We start from the raw sequence: 24,753 nt of genomic DNA on the forward strand, positions 1-24,753 counted from the left end.
CTAGTGTCGTGAGTTAAAAATTCATTGAATTATTTTCTGCCAATGCAGTCAGTCGTGTAGTGTGTTGCACGACGAGGTGCCCATGAGCGGAAGACCAAAGACTCCATTGGTGTTGAGCGCGACGGAGCGCGAACAACTGATCGCGCTGACCAAGCGTCGCAAGACAGCGCAGGCCCTGGCCTTGCGAGCACGCATTGTGCTGGCCTGTGCCGAGGGCCTGGAAAACAAGGTGGTGGCAGCGCGTCAACGGGTCACTCAGCAAACGGTATCGAAGTGGCGCGGTCGGTTTGTCCAGCTGCGCCTGGACGGTCTGTTTGATGCGCCGCGCCCGGGTGCGCCGCGTACGATTGACGATGCCCGAGTCGATGCCGTCATTGCCAAGACGCTGGAGTGTGTGCCCGCCGGTGCCACGCACTGGAGCACGCGCAGCATGGCGCGCGCCATGGATGTGTCACAGACGGCTGTGAGCCGAATCTGGCGGGCTTTTGGCTTGCAGCCGCACCGCCAGGAAACATTCAAACTCTCCAGTGATCCGCTGTTCGTCGAGAAGGTGCGCGACATTGTCGGCCTGTACCTGGATCCGCCGCTCAAGGCGATGGTGTTGTGCGTGGATGAGAAGAGCCAGATCCAGGCGCTGGACCGCACACAGCCGATACTACCGCTGGCACCGGGCATTGCCGAGCGGCGCACCCACGATTACATGCGCCACGGCACGACGACGCTGTTTGCGGCGCTGGACATTGCCACGGGCGAAGTGATCGGGGAGTTGCATCGGCGCCATCGCAGCGCGGAGTTCCTGCAATTTCTGCGTACCATCGAAGCCAACGTGCCTGCGGGGCTGGACGTGCATCTGGTGATGGACAACTACGGCACGCACAAGACCGCCTCAATCAGGGCATGGTTCGCCAGACACCCCAGGTTTCACGTGCACTTCACTCCCACCTCGGCATCCTGGCTGAACCAGGTAGAGCGTTGGTTCGCTACCCTCACTGAGAAGTACATCCGTCGCGGCACGCACAGATCAACAAGACAGCTCGAACAAGCAATCCGCCAATACCTCAAACTCAACAACGCTGATCCAAAACCATTCGTCTGGGCCAAGTCTGCCCAAGACATCCTTGCAAGCGTTGAAAGATTTTGTCTGCGAATTTCTAACTCAGGACACTAGTGCGATGACCGGGCTGAAAGTTTGCAAAGCCGTGAACACCTGCTCCCACTGCTGAATCCAACAGATTCACGAGGTTCCAACACACACTCTCGTGTCAATTCACACTTCCTCTTCGCCTCCGACCGTAAGGTCGCAATCCAATTGCGTTTGCTGCTGCTCGAGGATGGCAGTTCGACATGGGGCATGCGCTATTTACAATGTCTCGTTCCCCATAACTGGTACAGAACCTGGAGGACGCCGAACTCCACGGCATGATGAGCTTGACGCACGACAGCGCTCGGTAACGCCGCACGTTGGTCTCCCAGCGCACCCCCCAGCGGTCCACCATGTCGCCGGCCGGCCTGCGGACGGTCACCAGTTCCCAGCCCAGCCTTTGCGCGAGGCGCTCGCACACCGGCGCCGAATCCTTCCACTCAATCCGGCCCAGGTCGCTGTGGATCAGGACCCGCTGCCCCATATGCCCGATGGCGTCGAGATGGCTGCACACGCGGTACGCGAGCGCCTGGCTGTCCTTGCCACCGCTCACCCCCACATAGGCCGGCGCGTGCTCCGCCAGTGCCGCGTCGATCATGGGATCGCGGGCGATGTCGAAGCGCGGTGCGGGAACGGAGCCAGGGCGGGTTGTCATGCTCCCAGCATCCCTGCGAACAGCGCGCATTCAAGGGCGGCCCCGCACGCGCGCCCTCCTCATTCGCCTCCAGCTTGCCGCCGGGGCTGCAGGGAGGCTGTCGTCCCGCGCGCTCTGAACAGCAGCGCACGTTCTCCTCAATAGACGTCGCGGGCATAGCGCCGGTCTCTCGACATACAGGCCAGGTAGTCCGTGGCGGCATCCGCCGTCATGGCGCCATGCTCCTGCACGATCTGCCGGAGCGCTGCATCCACGTCCCTGGCCATGCGGCCGGCATCGCCGCAAACATAGAAGTGCGCGCCCTCCTGCAACCAGGCCCACAGCAGCGCGCCCTGCTCCCGCAACCGTCCGAAGTTCGTGGGGTGGGTCTTGATGCCGGAGACTTTGACCACCTTGCCACCCTGCACGTCCAGGGCCATGCCGCAGCCCACCCCGCAATAGGGGCACACGGTCTTCACCGAGGTCGTGGTCGCCGAGTTCATCCCGTCCTCCCGGAGAGCCGCTGCGCGCGGCGCAGGGGGTCCTGCGGCGGTCGGCAACAGCAGCCTGTCGAATGCGCAAAAAAAACGCGTCCGCACCTTCCTGACCACCGCGCTGAAGCGATGAAGGAACGTGCGGACGCCGTTGTCCTGCCTGAATCACGCCCAACATCGGGCGAGGTCCATGGATCTGCCTAGATCATGGATCCGGTGTCGCAAGACTTGTGCCAGCGATATACCTCCACGGATATAGCGCCGGTACACCGACAAGCCTGCGCTTGCTGCACCAGAACGCAGCAGCCGACATGCGGCAGTGCCCGGCTTGGTGCGCTGCACCGGAATGCTGGCGGCGGCTACAGGCCGTCGGTGCGACCCTCCACGACCTGCAGCAGCATCAGCATCACCCGCCGCGAAAGCTGCTGCGGCGAGTGCACGCACAGGCTGAGGACCGGGGTCGGGGTCAGCCCGGCAACTCCAACGCCGCCACCAGCGCCTCGGTCATCGCTTCATTGAGCGCGCGCGGCACGTCGAAGGTCTCGTGCAACGTGTTCATCGCATGGAACAGGCGGTGCATCACGCGGCCCAGCTGTTCGGGCGCGCGCATCCGGTAGCTGACCGCGGCGCCCTGCCCGGGCTGCGGCTCCGCGTCCACCAGCATCAGCACGATCAGCTTCAACTGGTCGGGCAGGGGCAGCAGGAAGTGCAGCCAATAGCCCCACTGCGCATCGACCGCGCGGAAGAAGCGCACGCATTCGGGGATCAGCGGCAGCGGCCGGGGATCGTCGTCGTAGCCTTCGACCTGGATCACCATGCGGCCGGCGAAGCGCATCACCTGGTTCGCGTCATCGCTGAACAGCAGGAGCCGCTCGACCGTGCTGCCGACGCGGAAGGCCTCGATGTCGGCGCGGGTGATGACGACGATGGCCAGGTCCGCCTTCGGCGACAGGCGACCGAATCCGTCGGCATCCGTGATTCTGATTTCCATGGCAAATGCTCCTATGTGTGGTGGTGCGGCCTCGCGGCCGCTCAGTCCTCATCCTTGGCAGCGTGCGCGGGAGGGGCCGCGCCATCGAGCGGCCGCTGCCGGGCCCCCTGCGCCGCTGCGGCGCGCGCATCCATCACCTCGCGGGTGCGAAACCCGACCGGCAGCCGCACCTGGGGGTCGGCGAAGACCCACAGATGGAACTGGTTCGCCGTGTCCACGAGCCGCGACTCGGCCGGATAGACCTCGAAGCCCTCGTGCTCCTCGCCGACGATGGCGTTCTTGATCCGCTGCAGATCGCGCCAGTCGTGGATGGGCGCGCGGTCGCGGCGCTTGATCGACAGCCAGAGCATGTCGCTGGTGTCCGGCCCGAAGGGCGCCGCGATCCGCTGGACGTTGACCTGGTAGCGCTCGTTCACGTAGACGCGCTGGCGCCTAAGCGCCGCAGCCTGCGCGCGCGCCGCTTCCACGTCGATCCCGAAGCGCGCGGCCAGCACACGCGGATTGAACGCGCCATCGGGCAGGCGCGCGGCTTCGAAGGGGCCCATCGGCGGCAGGGGCGTCTCGAGCCGCTGCAGCGCGATGGCGCTGTTGTCCAGGCGGTGCGAGCGCCGCTGCCCACGCCTCCCGCTCGCCTGCGACCGTGGGGCCGACCTCGGCGCTAGCCATGCCCGGCCGCATCCAGGTGAACCAGCACGCGCCGGCCAGATCGGCGCCGTCCTCCGGCCGGCCACGGTGGACCTCGTAGCCATCGGCCTGCAGCAGGCGCCGCACTTCTTCGCAGAATCGGGTCGTGTTCATGATGAAGGGGGTGTTTCGTCGTCGGGGCGGCCGCTGTCGCCGCGTTGCCCAAGCTTCCCGCGCTTGCGCGCGGGTTCAACCCCGCCGGGCGGCGGCCGCGCCGTATCCTGGGTGCCGTCAGGCCCGAACAGCAGCCTCTGCACGTGCGCGCGTGGCAGGTGCGGCGCGGAGCCCGGCTCGCGGGCGGCGGCATGCGTGCGCGTCGCCGACGCCGAAGCCCCGTGGCCTCCATCGCCCCCATGCCGCGGCACCTCGCCGGTGCCGGCTCCAGCGGCCGGTTGCCCCTCGGGCGCGGATGCCTCCTCGCTGGCGAACCGGCGCTGCAGGCGGTATCGCCAGCCGCCGAGCACATGGGCCGGGGTATGCCACCGGCTCCAGACCTCTCCGCTCAGCGAGTTGCCATGCACCACGACGGCCGGGATGTGCAGCAGCGCGAGCTGCAGGAAACTCATGTGGACGCACCGCACGTCGATGTCGACGCACGTGGCGTGCAGGACCTGCTGGTAGTTCAGCCCCGCCGCATGCAGCGCGTCGGCCATCGCGATCACCATCCCCCCTGCCCCGCAGGCGGGCTCCATGACGTCGACGAAGCCATTGGCTTCGACCTCGCCCCTGGCGGCGGCCGCGTCCCCCACGAGGACCCGCGCCATGAGCTGCGAGACGTGGAACGGCGTGAACACCTGGCCCGCCCTGTCGTTGCCCAGGTCCAGCGTCATGTACAGGCTGCCGAGCAGGTCCTCGAACTCGCCTTGCGCGCAGCACTGTTCCATCGCGAGGGAGAGGTACCCCAGCATGCGCGGAAAGCGCTCAAAGTCCTCGCGCGGGTACTTCTTCACGATGTCGTGGTAGCGGGCCTCCCGCTGGTCGAACTGGGCCTTGTCCACCGCGTTGCTGATCGACAGGCACGACAGCTCGATGAAGTCGGCGAACACGTCGCGAACGCTCCAGCGCGGCGCCATGCCCTGCAGCAGCGCGACAAGCTCGCGCCGTGGATCCTCGATTCCCCGGCCTTCCCGGCCGGAAGGGTGTTGCTTCATCACGTTCTCCTTCGTCCTCGCGATGGCGAGGCGTCGGAGACAGGTTCGAAGGCAAAGCAGGCGGATCAACCCCGCGTCCGGCGGGGCCCGGCCAGGGCCGTGGCCTGGACGCCGGCGCATCGGACAGCGCCGATGGCGGCTCCAGGCCGGCGCTGCCGCTCAGGGGGTCGGGGACGGGTCCTGCGCGCACTCGAGCCACGCCGGCCGCCGGGCGCGGTGGAACCGGCAGGTGGCCCAGTGGCGCCGGGCCCGTGCGCGCAAGGCCTCCTGGTGGTAGCGCCGCTGGCCCGGCGTGCCCCGGTACGCCAGCTCCCCTGCGTTCACCCAGTGCTGGATGGTTGTGGCGCTCACCCCGGCCTCGCGCGCGGCGGCGCCCAGGCTCAGCCATTCGGGGGCCTGCGGCTCGCGCACTGCCTGGGGATGCCGCAGCGCTTCACGCAGCCGCTCCACCATCGGCCCGGTGAGGTACTGGCGGCGCCGGTCCCAGCGCGCCTGCGCCACGCGGACGGTGCCGTCGCGCTTGCGCGCCTTCACCCAGGCCAGCGGCACGTCCAGCAGTGCCGCCGCCTCTTCCAGCGTGTGGCCCTCCTGGGATTCCCGCCGCTTGATGGCCGCCTGCACCGTCACCAGCGGGATGCCCCGGGCCGTCCGCCACGTGAGCCCGTCGAGCAGCACGCGCAGGCGCTCGATGGAGACGCCCACGCGGCGCGCGGCCTCCGCTTCGCTGAACCCCAGCCGCTCGCGCAACTGCGCGCACTGCTGGCGCAGCACGTAGTCCCTGCCGCGCATCGCGCCCTCCGTGCCGTGTTTGGAGCCCAGGGTGCCCGCCGCGATGTGCTGGCGCAGTTCGCGCGGCGTGAACAGGTACTGGCGACAGGCCGTCTCCAGCGCGATCCAGGACCGTTCTCCCTCGCCGCTGGGGCAGCGGCGAGCGATCCACCGCGTGGCGTCGGTGCGGGTCACGTAGAGCGTGCCGTTGCAGGACGCGGCCGCCAGGACGCCGCTGGCGATGGCGCGGCGCACGTGGCTCTGCGGGCAGCAGGCCGCCGCGGCCACCTCCGCCACCGTGCTTCCGGGCGTCCAGGGCCGCGTCAGGTGGCGCTTGGCGCCCTGGGCCAGGCCCGGGTAGCGCGCCGCGAAGTCGTCGAAGTCCTTCGGCGCCCCCTGCACGCCCCAGATGTCCCGGCAGGTCGCGCAGTCCTCGGGGTGGCGCCGCTGCTGCCACCGGCGCCAGGTGGCCCGCAGGTTGTCGGCCAGGGGCTTGCCATGCCAGGGCATGGGCCGGCCCGCGCGCCGGTCCGCGATGAGCTGGCGCGCCATGTCGGCCGCGATGTGCCAGGTGCCGAACTGCGTGGACGGCCCGGGCACCCCGAAGGGGTTGCAGCGCAGGGCCGTCGGCACATGGCCCATGCGCGCGAACTCGGACAGTTTGTCGCTGCGGATGCCCAGGGGTTCGCGCAGGGATGCAAGGCGCACGAAGCCCTCGGGTGGCGCGGCGCGCTGCGCCTTCCAGGCGGCCCAGGCCGCGTGCGGTATCACGAGCCGGCGGCCGACCTTGTGCGCGGCGAGCGCGCCGCTGCGGATGGCCTGGTGGATCAGCGCCGTCGAGCCAACCTCGCGCCCGGCCTCGGTGGTCGTGATGCCGCCGAGCACGTCGCCCGACTGCAGGCCGATCAGATGGACGCGCCCCTGCACGGCCACGGCGGTGCGCTCGGCGGCCGCATCGCCCGTGCGTTCGCGCAGGCGCGCCGTGAGCACCTGCGCGATTTCTTCCGTCCCGAGCTGGCCCACCAGCCCAGCCAGCAGAGCGACCTCCGGCGCCTGCCACTCGTAGCCGCCCCGCCCCGTCCTGCGCGGCGCGGGCCATTCCTCCTCGGCCGGAGCGCGGCCGTGCCGCAGGGCGAACAGTTCGGCGAAGTCGAGCGGCCTGTCCCGCCTCTCGCAGGCGCCCGTCCGCCGCACCGACGCGACCGCCTCGGGCGACCCCGAGCACGGTGGCCAGATGGTGCACGGCCGCGCGCCAGCCGTGCGCGAGCACGAAGTCCACCCAGCGCGGTTCCTCGTCCGCGCCGCCCGGAACAAGCGCGGCAGCATCGTGCCGTTCCATCATCGCGTCTCCAGTTCGTCCTGCAGCGCGGCAGCGCCGGCCAGCATCTGCTGGGTGGACAGCCCCGCGATGGCGCCCAGCAGGCCCACCACCGGATCGGTCAAGGCCTGCAGGCGCCCGGTCGGGATGCCCCGCATGGCGCGGTCCCATTGGCTGAAGGTGGCCGGCAGGGTCCGGCGCACGGGCCGGGCCTTGGGCGCCACCCTGGCCAACGCCTGCGCCATCGGCATGCGCACCTTCTCGACGCCGCGGCGCGAGAGACAGAAGAATTCGCCCGGCGCCAGCGCATTGAGGTCCGTGAACTCGATGCGCGATGCCCGGAACTGCGGCGCCAGTGCCGCCCAGGCAGTCGCGTCCTCCTGGCAGCCGATCAAGGTCAGGTTCTTGTTCGCGAAGAGCGTGCGGTGCAGCGTGCCGGTGTACCGCAAGGCAGTGATGAACAGGTCGAGGGCGCGCTTGCGGCCCCGGCCGGCGAACTCGTTGATGATGCCGGCGGCCTCGCCCGCATCTTCGGCGCATTTCTTGGCGGTGCTGAACAACTGTCCCTCGTCCACCACGACGAACAGCGGCTTTCGGATGCGCTCGGCCGCGTCGAGGATGGCGCGGCCATAGGGCAGGAACGCGGTGGCATCGCGCGCGCTGACCACGACGATGGACTGCGCGCGGCTTTGCAGCAGCGCGGCCAGATGCTCCGCGTCGCGCACCGCCGCGCCGTAGAGCGACTCCATCTCGCTTTCAGGGTCGATCAGCACGCTGACCCAGCCCTGGGCCGACAGCTGCTCGGCCATCAGCAGGCCGGCATTGGTCTTGCCCATGCCGCGCGGGCCAACCGCGACCGCCAGCAGGCCCGTGGTGGCGTACTCGGCCAGGTCGATCGGCGCGCCGCCGAGGTCCAGGTGCGCGGTCAGCATCTCTTCGCGCCGGATGACGGCGTGGGGGACCATAGGGTGGTTCATTGCCCGTCCTCCGGCTGCAGCAGCGTGTCGCGCAGGCAGAGCACCTGCTTGGGGTTCAGCGAGAACACCACGGCGAAGTCGTCGATGACCTGCTCCGTGATGGCGGCCAGCAGCCCCGAGCGGCGCGCCTGGGCGATCAGCTTGCGCTGGGCCGCCCAGCCGTGGCCGCCCGCAGGGGCTGCCGCCGTGAAGGTGCCGATCTGCGCATGCAGCTGGTCCATGCCGTACGGCGTGGCATCGGGGCCGAGGTCGCAGGCGAGCCGCTCGTTGAGCAGCGCGAGCAACTGCTGGGCCGGCATGAAGCCGTGCACCTTGCGGATCAGCGCGCGCTCGGCTTCGGTGAACTCGCGCGCAGGCGCCGACGGCGCGCGCGCGGCCAGGGCCGCGGGCGCCGTGGGCGGCGAGGCGCCGGGCTGGCCCAGCCCCAGGCGGCGCGCCTCGGGCCGGCGCTTGCAGGCGCCGCACAGCGCCAGCGAGGGGTCGTCGTCCTCCTCCGCACCGAGGATGCAGGTGCACAGGCGGCAGCGCAGGGACGCTTGCGCGGCGGCCGGCGGGACGACCCCGTCCTCACGCGGGTGCGGGTGCGCCTGCTTGGCCGACAACGCCCCGGGGTGCGCGCAGGGTGCGGACGGCGCCGATGAGGGCGTCTGTCTGCGCGTCGTGCAGTCGGGCCAGGGCGGGCGCTTGGCCGGCGCGTCGCGCGATGGAAGATCGAGAAGGGAAGATGGCATGGCGAGGCTCCTGTGTGTTTCCAGGCTATCGCCTCGCCTTGCGCCTTCAAGGGCGCATGCGGCCGGTTCCCGCGCGCCGGCCTCTTTCCCGATGCGGTGGGCGCTCCGCAGCCGCCCTCAGACCTGCAGGGCCGGGTTGAGCAGGTCGATGCCGGCGCCCTTGCACTTGATCCATGGACCGCAAGGATGGTCCTCGCCGTCCCACGCGCCCAGCGCCGCGAGCGCGTCCTGTCCGTGCCCGTAGCAATAGCGGCGCTCGTAGCCTTCCCAGGTGAGGCCGACCACAAGGCCGAAGGTGAAGTTGAAGCGACGGACGCCGCAGACCACGCCGCCGATCCGCCGCAACTGGCGGTAGCCCTGGTTCTGCAGCCAGGCGTCGAGCGCGCCAGCGTTCACGGCCCCGGCCTCGGCCGACCACCCCGCTCGGCACCTCTCACCTAGTCACGTTCGAACGAGAACGCCCCCGGCCGCGCCGCCCAGCGCGCTTTGCGATGGGCATCGAAGTCGGGATCGATCTGGCGGGCGAGCGCATCGACCTCGCGCTGCAGGCCACCGGTGTCAAGGCCGAGGACATGGGCGGCCGCACAGATGCCGCCGCCGAACTTGTCGAACAGGGCGGCGGCGACGGCCGGCGATTCGGCGCCCCGCTGCACGTCGGACGTGCGCCCCTCGGCCGCGCTGCGCACCTCGCGCCGGAGCTCGTCCAGCCATCGTTGCGCCTGCGCCTCTTCCTGCGTCGAGGCGTCCGGCCCACTGGTATCCGCCATCTTCATACCCCTTGTTTCACTGGAAAGATCATAGCCCTGGCCCCTGTCCGCGCTCGACGTCCCCCGGTGGCGGGCGGTTTGCAGGATGCCCTAAAAATATATATCCTATGCATATACCGAAATGACAAGGATCGTGCGATGCCCACCACCACCGGCCAGCAGCCGCTGAAGCTGAACTTCAAGGACGACACCCTCACGACGGTGTCGCGCGACGCGTTGAAGGCCATTGCCAGGAAACTGGGTTTCAACGAGACCCAGACGGTTCTCTACGCGCTCGCCAGGCTCAGGGACGAGGTGCTTGTCGAGCAGGACACGGAGAAGCTCCTGCCGCTCACCCGGACCCAGCACCAGGCGATCGCGAAGGCCGAGCCCAAGGGCAAAGGCAGGGTCATCGGTTCGCTGCTGTGAGCGCGACCTACTGGACACCCCGCCCGAAGCCCGGCGACATCGTCGAATGCCGCTTTCCCCAGCAAGTGGGCGTGCCGGGCCCCAAGGACCGGCCGGCCCTGGTGCTTCAGGTCGAGGAAGCGGCCGACGATCCCGCGGGTTCCGTCGTCGTGGTGGCGTACGCCACTTCGCAGAACACGACGGCGGTGTATCCGGGCGAGTTCGTGATCGATGCCAGCGCCAAGACAGGCCTGACCAAGGCCACCAAGTTCGACCTGGTCAACCACCACCGGCTGCCCTTCGATGATGCCTGGTTCGCGCCTGCGCCTGGCAAGACGCCGAAACATCCCCGGCGGGGCCGGCTCGACCTCCAGGACGCCGTGGTGAAGCGCAAACTGCAGTCGGCCATCCTGGAGGCCAGGAGTCAGCCCAAGGCCTTCTGAGGCCCGTCGCGACTCTCCGGACTTCGCCCGCCTGGGCGGGGCTCCAGCCGTTCACCGGATCGACGGGAACGACCCGGCCGCCATCCGGTGCTGCAGCGCGGCTTCGTAGATCGCGCCGCCCACGGCGGCGAGCGCCGTGAAGTCCTCGTCCGTCAGGCGCGTGCGCCGTTGCGACATCCAGCGCGCGAGCCCCACGACGGCCTCGTCGAGCGGCGGGTTGCGGTTGCGGACCGACAGGTCCTCGAAGACGGCGACGATGTCCTGCGCGGTCATGGCGGCCGCGTGGATCTTGGGCAGCGCCATCGTGGCATCCGCACCGTGGCTGCGGCGCGGGCGCCGGGGCATGCGCAGCACGTGGGCGATGTGACGGGCATACGTCGCGACCGCGCGCCAATAGCAGGCCATGGGGCCTTTGCGGCGGCGCCACGCGTTCTCGGCCTCGTCGTTGGCCTGGGCGCGCAGATCCATCAGGAGCCGCGCCAGCGCTGCACGCTCCGGGGCACCCAGCGCCTGCAGGCCCTGCGCGGCCGGCAAGCGCAGCAAGGGATTGAGATAGCCCATGGCGGTCACCTCCCCGGCGCGTCGGCGGCGCACGGCCCCGGTGGCCGGCGCACCGCGGTGCGCGGCGCTGCCGCCGTCGGCGGGCGGCGGTTCCCTGCAGGGGCTTTGGTGGAGCGAGACGGTATGGTCATGCGGCCAGTCTGGCCCCGGCATCGGCGCCATCAAGGGCGCACCCGCGCCCGCCCGAATGGCCCGCTGGCCCACCGCCTTCGGGGCTCCAACGGTCCGAAGGGTGCTGGTCCGGCCATGCCGCTGCTACGATCGGCACCGGGCCGAGCCCCCTGCTTTCCTCCCCGAGCAGGCCGCGCTCCGCCGCCACTGCGGAGCGTCTTGCCACCCCGGGCCGCATGCATTGCGCCCGGGGTGTTTCTTCCACGGCCCGGCCACCGCGCGGGCGCCGCGGACAAGATCACCTCCGCCGCGCGCGGCTGCCTCGCGAAGCCTCAGGCGTCCTTGAGCCGCCAGACGCCCCGCCCGGGCGACTCGAACCAATGCTCCGAGCGATTGAGCACCTGGCGCACCTTGGCCTGCCAATGCGGGTTCGCCTCGCAGCGGTTCGCCGCCGCGCCGCGCACGGCCTCGTAAAGCGTGGCCAGTTCCGCCTGCCCGCCCAACTGCATGAGGCACAGGTGGACGATGGCGCGCCACGTCGAGCGCAGCCGCTGGTGCGCCCCCGCCGCGAGTCCGCGCAGCACGCCGAACACCGTCGTCTCGCGGCGCCGCCACAGCAGGATGTATTCGTGCGTGATGCGCGGCAGCGCCATGCCGCGATAGGCGCGCGCATCGCTGCGCACGTTGTGCTGCGCCTTCAGCAGCACAGCCGCGAGCTCGTCCGAGGGCATGCGCGCGATGGCCTCGGCCTGGTAGGAGACATAGCGCCCGCCCTGCCGACGGTCCCCGATGATGGTGCCGTAGTGCCCCCCGGGACGCGCGGCGGCGCGCTGGTTGAGCAGCACGACCTGCAGCTTCTCGTGGAAGTCCTCGTCGTCGGCGCAGCGGCTCAGGTCGTCCGGATGCGCCTGCGTGCCCCAGACCTCGCCCGAATAGACGATCATGGGCCCATAGGGCACGTGCGAGATGCAGGCGTCCACGGGCTCGCCGCCGATGGTGGCCAGGATCGAGTGCCGCAGCGCGTTGAAGCCCATGCGCAGGTCCAGGCCGTGGGCGAGGATGCCTAGCTCGCGCGCCACCTCCACCGAGGTGCCGCTGCCCGCCATGGGATCGCAGAAGCTGCGGGGCCGCAGCATCTCGAACAAGGCGCGGTAGACATGGCCGGAGCAATTGCCCCGGTAGCGCGCGTTGCCCCATGGGCCGCGCTCTGGAAAGCTGAGGATGGATGACATGGCCGGATGGCTCCTTTGCGCGTCCAGTCTCCCGCGCGCCGCCTTCATTTCAAGCGCGGCGGCGCCTGCGGACGCGACGATCCCCCGGCAGCCGAGCTGCGCGGGGGATCCACGGTTCGTCGATGTCCTGCCAGGGACGGCTATCCGCCCTTCTCCGACGCCATGCGCTCCCGCATCTCCTCGACGAAGGCGAGCGGCTGCATCAGCCCGTACCGTGCGAGGCGCACGGGAATGTCCTCGGCGGCCAGCTCACCGTTCTCGATTCGCCGGCACAGGAAGTCAGCGATCTCGTCCTCGGACAAGGCGGCGGCGTCCGGGTCCCCGGGCTGCTCCGCGCCGAGGATCTCCGCGTCGGTGACCGAGACGCCGACGGTCCGCGAATGGAATCCCCAGTCGAGGCGCCCGACGAACTCGGCGAGACTCGCTCCCGCCGCGACGCGGACCTGCAGCGCCACCGTCAGATGGACGCAGGCCTTCACCGGCGCTTCCTCGTACCAGCGCCAGCGCGCGAACGCGAGGGCCTCGTCGGTGATGTCCGCCACGTCGTCCACGCCGAAGAACTCGCACACCGATTCCACGAGGGTGACCCGGAAAGGACCGTTCCACGCCACGTGCGCCTGCCCCACCGCGTCGCTGCTATCCCGGTTGTCGCGCAGCGCGCGCAGCTCTCCGCCCGCCATGCGTAGCACGTGGCCGGTCGCGTCGAACTCGAGCGCTTCGCACTCCACCGCCTCCTCCCTTGCGCTCCAGTATTCCTTGTGGAAGGTCCCGGTGATGCGGCGGTTCGTCACGCTCGCCAGCAGTCGGCCGTCGCGCTCCACGGTGAAGGTCGAGCACTCGCCGACCGGGATGCCTCCCATCAACTCTTCTGCGAGGCCGATCGCCTCGCAGAGTGTGCCCAGGTCGTCATAGCGACCGCCATCTTGAAAAACGCCATATCGAGGCATGTCCATCTCCTTGTTCATTGCGCCGCGTCAGCGCAGCGGGACGGAAGCTAGCAACGCATCCAGCGCGCGGCCGTGCAGCGAACAGAAGCGCTCGCAGTGCTCCGCCACATGGCGCTCGAGCCCCGCCCGGCGCGCCAGCGCCAGCAGTTGCAGCACGGCCTCCGAGGGCACGAACCGCAGTTCGCGCCGCCGCTCATCGACCCACACGATGGGGCCGCATCCGGCGCCGGGCCGGGCGGCCTCGACGCCGTCGATCTCCCGGGAGAACCTGGCGCACACGGCGTCGAGCCAGAGCACCTGGTTGTTCCTCAGCCACGCCGTACCGTCATCGAGCCCGTGCGCGCCCGTGAGCAGGTCGCCCGCACGCCGCCACACTTCCTCCAGCATCTGGCTGTGCGAAAGCACCCCGGCTTGGCGGTCGCTGATCCAAAGCCAGGACAGCACCCACGCGCCGCCCTCTCCGCGCGCCGTGGCCGTGTGGACGTCGATCCGGATGTCCGCGTTCGACGCCGTGGCTTCGCGGGCCGCCGAGACATACGGGTCGTCTTCGGGCGCGGCGAGCACTTGGAGGCACTCGCCGATGGTCAGGCCGTCGCGGCGCAGCGCGTTCAGCGCTCGCGCGCGCGCCGTCCCGCGGTTCGCCTCGGCATCCTCTGCGTCCTCGCCCGGCCTACGCTGGTGCTCGGTCTCGCGCAGGCAGCGCCGCGCCTGGGCGACCAGGTCCCAGCAACTGGCGCTGGCGGCCTTGCCGTCGTCGGCGGCGTACCTCAGCGCGTACGCCAGGAGGCTGTCGACAAGATCTCTCATGTCGTTGCTCATGTGATTTCTCCTTCAGGAAGTGAAGGGGCGGCCTGCCCCCGAGGGGCACGGCGCCCCGGGGGGTGATCGATGACGCCGCGGCGGCGCCTTGCCGCCTACGGCCTTTTGTGCCCAGCCCGTACGCCGGGACTGAACGGATGTGAAGTGCCACGGCGCCACGCCCCGGATGGGACAGTGGCCGGCCGCGGCAGCCGTTGCGCGGCTAGTGCGCCGCGGCGCCCAGGCGCACCACCGTGGACAGCACCGTGTCCTCCAGGGTCTCCTCGGCATACGCATGGCCGATGAAGCCCCAGCATTCCTCGTCGCGGTCCTCGATGCGCCGTCCGGTGGCGCGGTCTAGCACGTAGACGACGACGCCGTAGACCTCGCCGTTGACCCAGGCGTTGTATTCCTCCAGCACGGCCTGGCAGTAGCGCGTGGCCTCCTCGGCGAGCGTGGCCGCGAGCTCGGCCGGCGCGAGGCTCAGGCCGCGCGCGTCGGCCCACGCGGCCAGAGGGCCGGCCTCGGTCGCATGGTCACCGTCCCAGGTGTGCCCGCCGTCGTTGGAATGGCGAACGACCGGCGGTTCGTTCCCGCCGCCGGTGGCGCCGAACCAGCGCACCTCGCCGCCGCCCAGCGCCCGCAGCACGTTGCAACGGATGTTGTCCTCGGCCTGCTGGTCCGGCACCCAGATGGCGCCGCCGCGCGTCGTGTCCCAGGGGCATTGCATGCCCTGACCCGCGACGCTGTAGACCACGCCACCATGCTCGTAGATGTCGAGCAGGACGGCGAGCGGGCTGCCGATGCGGCCCGCGGCGCGGGCGCGCTTCCACGCGGCCTCGGCCTCGCGCTCGTCGAGCAGGCTGGACAGGTCCTTGAGCTTGTCGCGCCAGGCCTGCGGCAGCTCGGCCCACCACGGCACGTCGAGGAACCACTGCGCCACGTAGTCCAGCGCGTACGCCCAGCCTTCCTGGTGGATGGCCTGCGCGACCGTCTTGAGGACCGCGTCCCAGCTGGCGGCCGCCCGGCCACGGCTGCGCAGCAGATTGCCGAGTGTCGCCATCAGCGAACGGTTCGAACGGATCGACGCGCAGACCTGTCCGGCCAGGAGGTCGGACACGCATTCCGCGGCGAGGTCCTTGTTGCCCTCGCCGTCGCGGCCCAGCGCCTCGAAAAAGGACGCCTCCTCGCCAGGGCGCGCGCGGCGCCCGCGGTGGTACAGGCTGCCGTTGCCCTGGTCTTCGGTCAGGGGGTTGCAGTGCCCGGCATCGTCGTCGTGGCACAGGCCGCCGGCCACGATGAATTGCTCCATCACGACCATGCGGGCCTCGGTGTCGGGCTCCAGGCGGCATCCGGCCTTGACGTCGATCCCTTCGTCCGCATCGGCCGCGCCGCCGGGGGCGACTTCGGACAGCGACTCGCGTGCTGCCTCGACGCCAGGCAGTGCCAGCGCGCGGCTGGTGAACGGAACTCCTTCCACGGCAACGACCGTCTCCGGCCGCAGGTTGGAAAGAGCCATGACTTGGTGCTTGTTCATTGACGGTCCCATTGAACAGGTCGCGGGGCCGCCCCCTGCGGGAGTGCGTCCCGCGGGGGTTGAAACATGTCCGGCGCCCGATCGGCGCGTCGGACGGCGATGAAGGTCTGGCGCCCGGTCCGCGCACGGCGGTCCGGTGCCCAGAGCGAAGGCCGGCAGGCGCCGGCCAGGGCGGGCCGAGCCGCCGCGTACGCAGGCAAGCCCAGCCCGGAAAAATCGAGGCCATCCGGCATTGGCCGATGCAACGCCGGCGGCGCCTGTGCCTGTCCCGACCGGATCAGCCCAGCGGGATCACGGTCAGAACCGCGTCCAGCGTCCTGCCGTACTGCGCGCAGAAGCGCTCGCAATGTTCGGCGAGCTTCGGCGCCAGGCCGGCCTTCCTGGCGAGCCCAAGCAGATGCAGCAGCGCCTCGGAAGGAACGAACCACAGGGCGCTCCCCGTCTCGTCGACCCACAGGATGGCGCCGGGTTCGGCCGTGGGCCGTACCGACGTGATCGCATCGATCTCTTCGGCATGGTGGGTGACCAGTTCCTCCAGCCAGAGGAGCTGGTTCTCGCGCAGCGCGAAGGTCTCCTTGTCGAGGCCGTGGACGGCGGCGAGGGCCTGGCCCGCGTGCTCGGCCAGTTCCTCCAGCATCTCGCTGTGCGAGAGAACGCCGGCCTGGTGGTCGCTGACCCACAGCCACGCCAGGACCCAGGCGCCGCCGTCGCCGACCGAGGTGGTCGTCTCGTCGTCGATCTCCACGTCGTCGTCCCATCGGATGGCCTCGCGGGCCGCAGTGACGTAGGGATCGTCATTGGGGACGGCCAGCGTCCTGATGCACTCGCCAATGGCCAGGCCATCGGTCCGCAGCGCCGCGAGGGCCGCGGCGCGATGGCTACCGGCGGTCTCGGGGCATGCGCATGCCGCTGACGGCGGTGCTGTGCCCGCAGGCACCTCGCGGGGCTCAGTGCCGGAAGCGCCCGGGTTCGATTCGGGATGGGTCATGGTGGCTCCTTGAAGAACGCGCGGGGCCACGCCGATCCCTTCGGGGAAGTGGCAGCTTCCCGCGGAAAGGGTAAGACGATCCCGCATGCGCAGGCACGCGGGACACAAAGAAACGGGCCATCCTGGAAAGGGATGCCGCGGGTCGGGTGTCGGGCCGTCCATCGGAAGGGCGGCGGGGTCGCACAACGGGCGGGAGTCCGTGGTCTCTGAGGGCTGCGATTCGCTGGATCGACCAGCGGGCTGGCAGCTTGCCCACGCCGGTGCATGGCACCGCAAGCGCGTTCACTCTATCACTGGCCACCACTTCCTTCAATCCTTACGCAGGGCCTCGCGGCTGGCGGACGCCCGCCACCACGCCCGGGCGATGCACGCCGGGTGGTCACGGCGGCGGCGCACTGTTTCAGCGGGACGAGCGCCGCGGCGTGCGGAAGGTGATCGACCACCGCAGCACCCTCACCGGCACTGCCCGCAGCGCTGGAGGGAGGGCGGGGAGCTGGGCCACGACTACGCCACGGTCGGCCTGACGCTGCGCAGCCACCCGCTGGCGCTGCTGCGCCCTGCCCTGGCCCGGCGCCAGTTGGCCAGGGCGGCCGACCTCGAGGACGTGCCCGACGGCCGTTTCGTGCGCTGCGCCGGCATCGGCACGGTGCGCCGGCAGCCGGAGGCGGCCAACGGCACCATCTTCGTCAGCCTCGAGGCCGAGACCGGCAACGTGCAGGTCACCGTGTGGAAGTCGCTGCGGGAAAAGCAGCGGCCCGAGGTGCTGCGCTCGCGCCTGGCCGCGGTGTACGGGAAATGGCAGCGCGAGGGCGACGTGAAGAACCTCGTCGCGCACCGGCTGGCCGACCTCACGCCGCTGCTGGGGCGGCTGGCGACGACGTCGCGGGATTTCCGTTGAAGGCCGCGCCGCATCGCCACCCGAACCGCCCGCGTACTGGGGCGGTTTCGCGGGCATGCGCGCTGCGCCGCGCCGCGTGCCGCCGGCGATGCCCACAATGACCTCGCGCGCTGTCTCCTTCAAGGAGGCGCCTCCCGGCCCTGGCCGGGCGCCGCAGACGTCACCTGCCCCGACCTGAGCGCGACCCGCGCTCGCCGACTCCCCTGGGAACACCGCTTCCCTGGGGAGGCGGGTGTTCCCCTTTTCACCTGGAGAACACCATGCCCACTCCCGACCATGCCGGTGCCGATGCGGCACCGGACCGAGACCCCTCCGACCTCGAAGAGGTCCTCGGCGACGACGACGCGCAGCTCGTCGTGGACGCCCTCTACCGCCTGCGCGCGGACAAGCTCGAAGCGCTGCAGAGCGTCCAGGCCGAAGGCCTGTGCCCCGGAGGCCGCCCCTTCGAGCCGCAGGACTTCGGCATCCCGCAGATGAACCGCCTGCTGGCCCGCCTGGGTGCGGAGCCAGTCGACGAGACCTCCCCAGCGACGGAGCACTGACATGGGCCCGACCCCCTACCGGTACCTCCCCCTCTGGGCCAAGGTGGCCATCGAGCGGCTGGACGCCTGCGCCGAGCTGCGCACCGAGGCGATGCTCGACGAATTGCTCGACGGCTACGCGAGGACCTACGGAGAAGCCGTCGATGCGCAGAACCGCGAATCGGCCCGGCACATCTGCCGCCGCCGCTTCCTGGGCTCGTACAGCGAGCCGCCCCAGAGCGAGCCCGTCCCGCCCGGCACCCTGCGACTGGTGCGACTCGCCCGGGAGGGCGCGCTGGGCATCGGAGACCTCGTCGCGACGCAACGGCTGGGCGAATGCGAGGTCGCCCGCGTCCACACGCCGAACGCGATCGAGGTGCGCGCACTGGCCACCGGCCGGCACTACCTGATCAGCGGCCTGCATTTCGGGCCGGACGCCCGCGTCGTGGACCCCGGGAAGCCTCCCGGCACGCCGCGCCCCTGAAGCCACATCCACCGGCGGGCAGGCATCGCCTGGCCGCCTTCCGTTGCAAGGAGTACCGCATGTCCATTCCCAGCGCCATCGAAGGCGCGATGAATCTCTGGAACTCGGTGGAGACGGCGCTTCGCGCCGCCAACCCCGGCGCCAGCCACGAAGCACTTTTCCAGGCCACGGCCGAGGCCATGAACCAGGCCCTCGGCCTGGGGTGGAACGGCACGCGCGTCGTGTTCGACGACGGCACCTACAGCGTGCGGGTCAGCCGCGTGCTGGCGACCATCGCGCAGGGGGGCGGCGCCCGGTTCAGCGTGCCCGCAGGCCACGCCTGGTTCGACCGGTGCGCGCAGGCACGCACCGCCCGCGCCGCCGAAGCCCTCTATGCCGAGCTGCTGGCGCTGTCGGGTCCCTGAGCGGTCTGCCGACGCCACCCCGCCCCGGCCGCTGCGCGTGCCGCGCCCCCGAGCGCTGCCGCCACGCGCAATGCCCCGTCTACGGGGGCCATTGCGCGGGCGAGCGGTGGGCGGCGGCTTCCTGCAGCGGCGGGAGCCGCCCACAATCTGCTGGTCCCTTGCTTCCGCGCCTTCCTGCGGAAGCCCTCCCGGCCGACGCCGGGCGCCGCAGGCGTTATCTGCACCAGAGACCGCGGGCGCATCGCGCCCTCTTTCCCACGGGAATGCTGCTTCCCGCTGGGGTCGCGGCGTTCCCTGCCCATCTGCAAGGAGAACTCCATGACCCATCCTGTCCACGGCCGGACTCCGGCCACGATGTCCTGAGCGGAGGCGAGCATGCCGCATGCCACCTTCCCGCCCTGCCCTGTCTGCCAGGGCGACGGCTGCCTCCTCGGATCGCTGGGGCGCAGCACCTGGTTCCGTTGCCGCCAGTGCGGCATGGTCTTCCGCCGCGCCCGCCGGGCCCGCGGCCCACGCACGCCGGCGCCCAAGGCGCAGGGAGGCGCGTCATGAGGACCGCGCTGTCCCGATCCCTGCTGCGCCACCTGGAGCCCCTGGCGGCGATCTCGATCGTCCACCTCAGCGGCCCGACACGCGAGCGGCTCGCCGAAGGCAGGCTGTCCATCGTCGCGTACCCCAACGACTACGGCGGCTTCGTCCACGTGGGCACCGAGGACACGACGCCGGAGGAGCCCGATCTGGCCGCCATCTTCCGCATCGCGCGGCCCGCCGGGGTCGTGTGGATCAAGTTCGACGCGGATGCGCCAGCCGTCGACGGCCTGCCGGCGTTCGACGGCGCGGAGGACGCGCCATGAGCCGCCACATCGCCCATCTGGAGCACCGCGGCCGCAAGGTCACCGTGGTGGCGGGCTACGACCGGCCGCTGCGCGAGCTGTTCCTGCAGGTCCTCTATGCCGACCTGCCGCCCTGGGAGGACGAGCAGTTCCTCTATGCCAGCCTCGACGATCCGGCCCACGACTGGACCGACATCAACACCGTGGCCGACAGGCTGGAAGCGCTCGGGATCGCGGTGCCGGTCGGCATGATCGAGAGCATCTTCCTCGACCAGTGCCGCAACATCGGCAACCTGGTCGTCGAGCACCACGGCGATCAGCCACCGACGGTGCTGGCGGCCGGGTGATCCGACGGCACCGGCCCGCATGCGCGGGCCGGTGCCGTTCCCATCCCCCCGCCTGCCACGGCGTCCATGCCCGGCGCCTGATCCGCCACCCTGAATCAGCGCGCGCGGGCGCCGTTTCCGGCCGCGAGCGCGGCCGCCCTCTCGCCAGCCTGCGCGGCCCCTGGCATGCTGAAGGCGCTTGTCGGGCCCGCGCCCGAGCACGCCTTGTGCGTTCCCGAGCACCTCGGGCGTTGCGGTCGTTACCCGCCTGGTGCACTGCACCGCTGCCCTCTGCATCGCCGCCCTCGGGCGGCCGATCGCCTGCCGGCCCCGCCGGCCCCAGCCACTGCGCCCGCGCCCAGCGCGGCGCCTCCCCCTTCTCAGCGGCCCTGTCCGCGCAAACGTGCCGTACCCGCTCGCGGGTCGCGGCCCATCTCGTTTTCAGAAAGGCCATCCCATGCCCAACATCACCGAAATCCTGTGCGCCATCGAGCGCCGCGCCGAGCGCGCCATCGTTCAAGAGCTGCGCGTGATGACGCAGGAGATCCTCGCGATGCGCACCCACCTGTCGCACGAGCACCGCGCGCACGCCGATGCGCTGCTGCTCAAGCTCGACCATCTGGAGCGCTGCCAGCACGTGGAGACCGCGCCCCTGGCCATGGCGGCGCCGGATGGCGCGCCCGTGGTCCGCGGCGGCCCGCCGCTGGACACGCTCACGGCGCTGCAGCCGAGCCACCACCTGGTCCATTTCTACAGCCATGACGTCGGCGAACTGGAGCGGGTCGAGCTCACCGAGACGCTCGCCCAGGCCGCGCAGCTGGTGCGTGGGCACCTGTGCGCGCAGCCCCGGCCCGTGTGGCAGGTGCTGCACCACGCCGCGGACGGCGAGCTGAGGTTCCTCGGCGGCGAGGACATGGTGCTCGCCAGCATCCTGCCGACCGAGCCCAGCACGCCCGAGGTGGAGAGCGCGGTCGAGCACGCCTGCGCGGCGCTGACCGCTGGCGATCCCACGGCGCTGCGGCGCCTGTTCGCCGACCCTGCGGCACGCCGTCCGGCGCGCCTGGTCGCCTGACACCGGCACCACGGCGCCACCATTCACCCACCCCGCGGGGCCCGTCCCGCGCAGGGCCGGGTTCCGCCTTCACCGGAGGAATCCACCATGGATGTGACGCTGAATGCCGATATGCAGCTGTACGTCATCCCGAGCGGCGACGGCTACAGCTGCCTGGGCTTCGACAATGCCCGCGGCCATGCCGACCTGATCGCCGAGCGGCTCGGCCGCCGGGATCTGGCTTTCGCGGAGGGCGAGCACGGAACGCTCGCCGGCTACGCCAGATACTGCACGGCTGTCCACGCCTGGGGGCGCTCGCCGCTGGCCGGGTGTACGTATTTCGGGCCGGGCACCGATCCTCAGGCGGCGCGCGTGCTGGAAGCCTGCCGCCGCGACGGCCGCAAGGTGCGGCTGATGCTCGGCGACACCGCCACCGGCCGGTGCTGGCTGGAGGAACACGGCGTCGTCGGCTGCATCGGCCGCTCCACCGGCACCCTCAAGGTGCCGCTGCTGGTCGAGCCGGGCGCCGGCGGCGGCGGGTCCATCCTGACCGATTGCCTGCTGCGCATCGTCGAGTGGGACACCGGCCGCGACCTCTACCGGCACCGCGCCTACCGCCTGCCGAAGCTGGCGCTGCGCCACACCCCCGAGGAGAAAGCGCGTGCCTGGCAGGTGCTGCAGGGCGGCACCGTCGCCGCCGCGTTTTCCGACGCGGGCCGGGCTGGCGCCTACCTCGCCTTCATGTGCGGCGAGACCGTGGAGCCGCGGATTTTTCAGTGAGGCGGCAACGGCGGCCCTGACGGGCCGTCCCGCCTTCCCTTCTTCCCGATGCCACCACCCCCTTGGCGGGCGGCGGCCTGGAGACACCATGTACGAGATCCCTTTCGAGACGCTCAAGGAGCGCGCCAAGTGCGCGCTGGACCAGCGGATCGCCCGTTGCGATCCCTCGCACGGCGCGGTCGGCTTCGATGGCGGCCGCGCCGTGCGCATGCTCATTCCCTACACGCTGCTGGAAGCCGAGGAACGCGCGGTGCTGAGGGCGCTCGCGGCAGAGAGCGCGCAACGCTCGCCCCTGGGGCAGCGGGCCCGATCGCAGGCGCTGGCCGGCCGGACCGACTGGTCGCAGTGGCTGCTGCACGTGCGGCGCCGTGGCCACCGCCTCATCGATCACTGGGACGTGCGCTGCGTGGCGCACCTCATCGCGCACTTTCCCGAGTGTGTGACGGAGCGCCAGCGGCGCTTCGCCATCGCCTGCCACGTGAACGACGGCGCCGAGGAATGGGTCGTCGCCTTCACGGAAGCGCCCGCGGCGCGGGACCGGCGATGAGCCGCGGTCCGAAGCCCGCGGCGGGCCCACCCGACCTCGGCTGGCGCGACGACGGGCTGTTCACGTTGTTCCTGCCGAACACGAAGGCCGGCGAGGACGCCTGGCGCGTGCTGACTGCGCACACCGAGGGCACCGGCAAGGTGTTCTCGCACCACGCGCCGGAGGTCATCCGCCAGCTTCGCGCCCAGGGATACACCGTCGCGCGGCTGCCCGCCGGCAGCGGCGGGCCTTCCAGGGACGACGCGCTGCTCGCCGGATTGCTGGGCACACCGCAGCCGCCGAGCCGGCCCTAGCCGCGCCACGGTGCGAAAAGCGGACAGCCGGGACACCCGGCCGCGTCCGCGCTCGCGCCACTGGCGCGCCCCCATCACGGCGCCTCGCCCCGAGGCGCCGCCACAGCGAGCCCGCCGTCAGGGCGGGCTCTTTCAATGACCCCCTGGGGCGCCGCCGTCCCGAGAGGAACGCGTGCGCCCCCTTCATTCGAGGAAACGACATGCAAGACAACGAGCAACGGGAGAGCGCCCCGCTCTCCGCACCGCAGCGCATCGCCGCCAACCGGGCGGCGATCTTCGACGCGCTGCGCGCCGACGGCGTCGCGCGCGCGGTGGCCAGCTACACCGGCTCCGGCGACAACGGCGGCCCGGAAGGCGTCCAATACGAGTTGCCGGACGGCAGGACGCTGGAGCCCATTCCCGAGGTCCTCCAGTACAGGGAGACCTGCGAATGGTCCGGCGGCACCTGGCAGATGACGGTGACGCTGAAGGACTGGCCCCTGGACGACGCCATCACGGACGTCGCCATGGAGCTTGTCGACGAGCACTTCGGCGGCTGGGAGAACGGCGACGGCGCCTCGGGCGAGGTCGTCTTCGACACGGCCGATGGCAGCGTGGTCATCGAGCACCGGGCGTACTTTACCGACTCCGACTACCAGGAGGTCCGGCTGTGAAGGCGCATGTCTCGCTGGCCTGCTGGCCGGGGATGCGCCACGAAGCGGCCGCGGCGCTCCTGCACGCTCCGATCGGCGAACCGCTATTCGGACCGCTGTCGGCCGAGCACGTCCAGCTGGTGCCGCAATCGACGGGCTGCCTGACCGAGGACCGGGCCGACGCGCTGCGCATGGCCCATCCGCGCACACGCTTCCGGCTGCACGCCAACGTACATGTCCTCGCGGACCGCCGCTTCGCCGACCTCAGCGGCTTCACGCTGCACGCCGATTGGTTCGTCCAGGCGGCGCGCATCAGCCGCAGGCTCGGGGCGCCCGCGTACACGGCGCACGCCGGCCGGCGCGCGCAAGCGACGCTGTCCATGGCGCTGGAGCACGCGCGCCGCTGCGCCGACCTGTTCGGCTGCCCGGTCGGCATCGAGGGCCACTACCCCACGCCGGGCGACACGTGGCTGGTCTCGAGCTGGTCCGAATACCGGGCGGTGTTCGAGTCGGGCGTGCCCTACGCGCTCGATCTGTCGCACCTGCACATCCTGGCGACTGCCACCGGACGCCATGAGCCGACGTTCGTGGCCGAGATGCTCGCCTGCGAGCGCTGCATCGAGGTCCACGTCAGCGACAACGACGGCCGCGGCGACTGGCACCAGGTCTGCACCGTGCCGTCCTGGTGGTACCCGCTGCTGATCCACATCCAACCCAGCGCGGTGGTGTTCTCAGAGGGAAACCACCGCAGAACGAGGAACACCCATGTCCACTGAATCCACAGAAGAGCAGCCCGCCTACCTCGCGGGCGCCGACGGCGCCGTGGCGCTCAATGCCGCCGGCATCGGGGCCGAAGCCCGCTACCGGGCGGCGCATGCCGATCGCGAGCGGCTCGACCGCAGCTGGGCGGGCGCCACGCTGGCGGCGCTCTTCCTCCAGCACGCCTGGCTCGACGCCGTCACGCTGTCGTTCGAGGTCACATCCGAGTACGACGACAGCGGGGGCTTCTACCGCTGCATCCGGTGCCAGGCCTCGGCGGTCCGCGCGGTTCCTGGGCTGAACGGACCAGAGGAGGCGTTCCCGGATGGTGAGTTCGACCTCGATGCCGCCAGCAGCCTCGTCGAGGAAGCGCTGGAAGACGGCGAATTCGACCTCTACACCGGTCTTGCCAAGTATCCCGAGGGGTTCGACACGCTCACCGTGTCGCTGGAGCGCGCGGCCATCGCCACGCTGCTTGAGCACTGCCCCTTCGACGGAGACCTCGCCTGCGCGGCCTGGGGATTGACGTAAGCCGGGCAAGGCGGGGGCAGCGACGGCGCCTTCA

Annotated in this window: 30 protein-coding genes and 3 pseudogenes; 16 read left to right on the top strand and 17 right to left on the bottom strand. The window is 70.8% G+C overall.

The features are described 5' to 3' along the window. The first annotated feature begins 82 nt into the window (after positions 1 to 82). On the top strand, positions 83 to 1,168 hold the full coding sequence (locus tag BV908_RS14155; RefSeq protein WP_011805018.1) for an IS630 family transposase: 1,086 nt from the start codon (positions 83 to 85) through the stop codon (positions 1,166 to 1,168). Positions 1,169 to 1,262: 94 nt separating this feature from the next. On the opposite strand, the gene BV908_RS14160 is transcribed toward BV908_RS14155, so the two are convergent. The 11 genes and pseudogenes from BV908_RS14160 to BV908_RS14205 all read right to left on the bottom strand — a co-directional run bounded on the left by BV908_RS14160 (position 1,263) and on the right by BV908_RS14205 (position 9,656). Next, entirely contained in the window at positions 1,263 to 1,796 is a 534-nt protein-coding gene (locus tag BV908_RS14160) for an ATP-binding protein (protein ID WP_175518477.1), read from the bottom strand. Between the two features lie 137 nt (positions 1,797 to 1,933). After that, positions 1,934 to 2,143: pseudogene (locus BV908_RS22800) on the bottom strand (sulfite reductase); the annotation flags it as partial. Positions 2,144 to 2,149: 6 nt separating this feature from the next. Then, a pseudogene (locus tag BV908_RS22915) lies at positions 2,150 to 2,278 on the bottom strand (hypothetical protein); the annotation flags it as partial. Positions 2,279 to 2,735: 457 nt separating this feature from the next. After that, a complete protein-coding gene (locus BV908_RS14170) occupies positions 2,736 to 3,260 on the bottom strand; it encodes a hypothetical protein (RefSeq protein WP_059400423.1) in 525 nt (174 codons plus the stop codon). A 41-nt stretch (positions 3,261 to 3,301) separates the two neighbouring features. Continuing rightward, complete coding sequence (locus tag BV908_RS14175; RefSeq protein ID WP_059400422.1) at positions 3,302 to 3,805, bottom strand: hypothetical protein; 504 nt, start codon at positions 3,803 to 3,805, stop codon at positions 3,302 to 3,304. 249 nt (positions 3,806 to 4,054) lie between these two features. Next, entirely contained in the window at positions 4,055 to 5,095 is a 1,041-nt protein-coding gene (locus BV908_RS14180; RefSeq protein WP_059400421.1) for an N-6 DNA methylase, read from the bottom strand. 159 nt (positions 5,096 to 5,254) lie between these two features. Beyond that, positions 5,255 to 7,057, bottom strand: coding sequence for a helix-turn-helix domain-containing protein (locus tag BV908_RS14185; RefSeq protein WP_059400420.1), 1,803 nt, complete (start codon positions 7,055 to 7,057; stop codon positions 5,255 to 5,257). Between the two features lie 144 nt (positions 7,058 to 7,201). After that, positions 7,202 to 8,158 (bottom strand): hypothetical protein, encoded by a 957-nt coding sequence (locus BV908_RS14190; RefSeq protein WP_139222811.1) that lies wholly within the window; start codon positions 8,156 to 8,158, stop codon positions 7,202 to 7,204. After that, positions 8,155 to 8,889, bottom strand: a complete 735-nt coding sequence (locus tag BV908_RS14195; protein WP_139222810.1) for a hypothetical protein — start codon at positions 8,887 to 8,889, stop codon at positions 8,155 to 8,157. The genes BV908_RS14190 and BV908_RS14195 overlap by 4 nt, the downstream gene beginning before the upstream one ends. A gap of 117 nt (positions 8,890 to 9,006) precedes the next feature. After that, positions 9,007 to 9,285, bottom strand: coding sequence for a hypothetical protein (locus tag BV908_RS14200; RefSeq protein WP_059400417.1), 279 nt, complete (start codon positions 9,283 to 9,285; stop codon positions 9,007 to 9,009). Positions 9,286 to 9,326: 41 nt separating this feature from the next. Then, positions 9,327 to 9,656: a hypothetical protein gene (locus BV908_RS14205; protein ID WP_103738495.1), complete on the bottom strand. Its 330-nt coding sequence runs from the start codon at positions 9,654 to 9,656 to the stop codon at positions 9,327 to 9,329. Between the two features lie 138 nt (positions 9,657 to 9,794). On the opposite strand from BV908_RS14205, the gene BV908_RS14210 reads away from it, so the two are divergent. Together BV908_RS14210 and BV908_RS14215 are read left to right on the top strand one after the other, a co-directional pair. Next, positions 9,795 to 10,064, top strand: a complete 270-nt coding sequence (locus BV908_RS14210) for a hypothetical protein (RefSeq protein ID WP_059400415.1) — start codon at positions 9,795 to 9,797, stop codon at positions 10,062 to 10,064. Beyond that, a complete protein-coding gene (locus BV908_RS14215; protein WP_059400414.1) occupies positions 10,061 to 10,486 on the top strand; it encodes a type II toxin-antitoxin system PemK/MazF family toxin in 426 nt (141 codons plus the stop codon). The genes BV908_RS14210 and BV908_RS14215 overlap by 4 nt, the downstream gene beginning before the upstream one ends. A 51-nt stretch (positions 10,487 to 10,537) precedes the next feature. On the opposite strand, the gene BV908_RS22805 is transcribed toward BV908_RS14215, so the two are convergent. The 6 genes from BV908_RS22805 to BV908_RS14245 all read right to left on the bottom strand — a co-directional run bounded on the left by BV908_RS22805 (position 10,538) and on the right by BV908_RS14245 (position 16,660). After that, a complete protein-coding gene (locus BV908_RS22805; RefSeq protein ID WP_242455314.1) occupies positions 10,538 to 11,047 on the bottom strand; it encodes a hypothetical protein in 510 nt (169 codons plus the stop codon). Between the two features lie 443 nt (positions 11,048 to 11,490). Further along, a complete protein-coding gene (locus BV908_RS14225; protein WP_059400413.1) occupies positions 11,491 to 12,390 on the bottom strand; it encodes a hypothetical protein in 900 nt (299 codons plus the stop codon). A gap of 140 nt (positions 12,391 to 12,530) precedes the next feature. Further along, complete coding sequence (locus BV908_RS22810) at positions 12,531 to 13,355, bottom strand: hypothetical protein (protein WP_242455313.1); 825 nt, start codon at positions 13,353 to 13,355, stop codon at positions 12,531 to 12,533. 9 nt (positions 13,356 to 13,364) lie between these two features. Further along, positions 13,365 to 14,156, bottom strand: coding sequence for a hypothetical protein (locus tag BV908_RS14235; protein ID WP_059400412.1), 792 nt, complete (start codon positions 14,154 to 14,156; stop codon positions 13,365 to 13,367). A gap of 202 nt (positions 14,157 to 14,358) precedes the next feature. Beyond that, positions 14,359 to 15,615, bottom strand: a complete 1,257-nt coding sequence (locus tag BV908_RS14240; protein ID WP_146052260.1) for a hypothetical protein — start codon at positions 15,613 to 15,615, stop codon at positions 14,359 to 14,361. Positions 15,616 to 15,949: 334 nt separating this feature from the next. After that, positions 15,950 to 16,660: a hypothetical protein gene (locus BV908_RS14245; RefSeq protein WP_059400410.1), complete on the bottom strand. Its 711-nt coding sequence runs from the start codon at positions 16,658 to 16,660 to the stop codon at positions 15,950 to 15,952. A gap of 481 nt (positions 16,661 to 17,141) precedes the next feature. On the opposite strand from BV908_RS14245, the pseudogene BV908_RS22220 reads away from it, so the two are divergent. The 13 genes and pseudogenes from BV908_RS22220 to BV908_RS14310 all read left to right on the top strand — a co-directional run. Continuing rightward, a pseudogene (locus BV908_RS22220) lies at positions 17,142 to 17,558 on the top strand (error-prone DNA polymerase); the annotation flags it as partial. Positions 17,559 to 17,818: 260 nt separating this feature from the next. Next, on the top strand, positions 17,819 to 18,100 hold the full coding sequence (locus BV908_RS14255; protein ID WP_059400408.1) for a hypothetical protein: 282 nt from the start codon (positions 17,819 to 17,821) through the stop codon (positions 18,098 to 18,100). A 1-nt stretch (position 18,101) separates the two neighbouring features. Next, a complete protein-coding gene (locus BV908_RS14260) occupies positions 18,102 to 18,563 on the top strand; it encodes a hypothetical protein (RefSeq protein ID WP_059400407.1) in 462 nt (153 codons plus the stop codon). A gap of 59 nt (positions 18,564 to 18,622) precedes the next feature. Then, a complete protein-coding gene (locus tag BV908_RS14265) occupies positions 18,623 to 18,967 on the top strand; it encodes a hypothetical protein (protein ID WP_059400406.1) in 345 nt (114 codons plus the stop codon). 548 nt (positions 18,968 to 19,515) lie between these two features. Continuing rightward, positions 19,516 to 19,821: a hypothetical protein gene (locus BV908_RS14270; protein WP_059400405.1), complete on the top strand. Its 306-nt coding sequence runs from the start codon at positions 19,516 to 19,518 to the stop codon at positions 19,819 to 19,821. Continuing rightward, positions 19,818 to 20,147 (top strand): hypothetical protein, encoded by a 330-nt coding sequence (locus tag BV908_RS14275; RefSeq protein ID WP_059400404.1) that lies wholly within the window; start codon positions 19,818 to 19,820, stop codon positions 20,145 to 20,147. Before BV908_RS14270 ends, BV908_RS14275 begins: the two co-directional genes overlap by 4 nt. Positions 20,148 to 20,583: 436 nt before the next feature. Further along, positions 20,584 to 21,198: a hypothetical protein gene (locus tag BV908_RS14280; RefSeq protein ID WP_059400403.1), complete on the top strand. Its 615-nt coding sequence runs from the start codon at positions 20,584 to 20,586 to the stop codon at positions 21,196 to 21,198. An 87-nt stretch (positions 21,199 to 21,285) separates the two neighbouring features. Next, the gene (locus BV908_RS14285; RefSeq protein ID WP_059400402.1) at positions 21,286 to 21,957 is read left to right on the top strand and encodes a hypothetical protein; all 672 of its coding nucleotides are present in this window, start codon (positions 21,286 to 21,288) and stop codon (positions 21,955 to 21,957) included. Between the two features lie 88 nt (positions 21,958 to 22,045). Continuing rightward, positions 22,046 to 22,504 (top strand): hypothetical protein, encoded by a 459-nt coding sequence (locus tag BV908_RS14290; protein WP_059400401.1) that lies wholly within the window; start codon positions 22,046 to 22,048, stop codon positions 22,502 to 22,504. Next, positions 22,501 to 22,797, top strand: coding sequence for a hypothetical protein (locus BV908_RS14295; protein ID WP_059400400.1), 297 nt, complete (start codon positions 22,501 to 22,503; stop codon positions 22,795 to 22,797). Before BV908_RS14290 ends, BV908_RS14295 begins: the two co-directional genes overlap by 4 nt. 200 nt (positions 22,798 to 22,997) lie before the next feature. Then, complete coding sequence (locus tag BV908_RS14300; RefSeq protein ID WP_059400399.1) at positions 22,998 to 23,450, top strand: DUF6878 family protein; 453 nt, start codon at positions 22,998 to 23,000, stop codon at positions 23,448 to 23,450. Next, positions 23,447 to 24,205, top strand: coding sequence for a hypothetical protein (locus BV908_RS14305; protein ID WP_059400398.1), 759 nt, complete (start codon positions 23,447 to 23,449; stop codon positions 24,203 to 24,205). The genes BV908_RS14300 and BV908_RS14305 overlap by 4 nt, the downstream gene beginning before the upstream one ends. Next, complete coding sequence (locus BV908_RS14310; protein WP_059400397.1) at positions 24,195 to 24,719, top strand: hypothetical protein; 525 nt, start codon at positions 24,195 to 24,197, stop codon at positions 24,717 to 24,719. The genes BV908_RS14305 and BV908_RS14310 overlap by 11 nt, the downstream gene beginning before the upstream one ends. Positions 24,720 to 24,753: the final 34 nt, after the last annotated feature.

The sequence above is a fragment of the Diaphorobacter sp. LR2014-1 genome (genome assembly GCF_002916785.1).
Lineage (GTDB): Bacteria > Pseudomonadota > Gammaproteobacteria > Burkholderiales > Burkholderiaceae_C > Diaphorobacter > Diaphorobacter nitroreducens.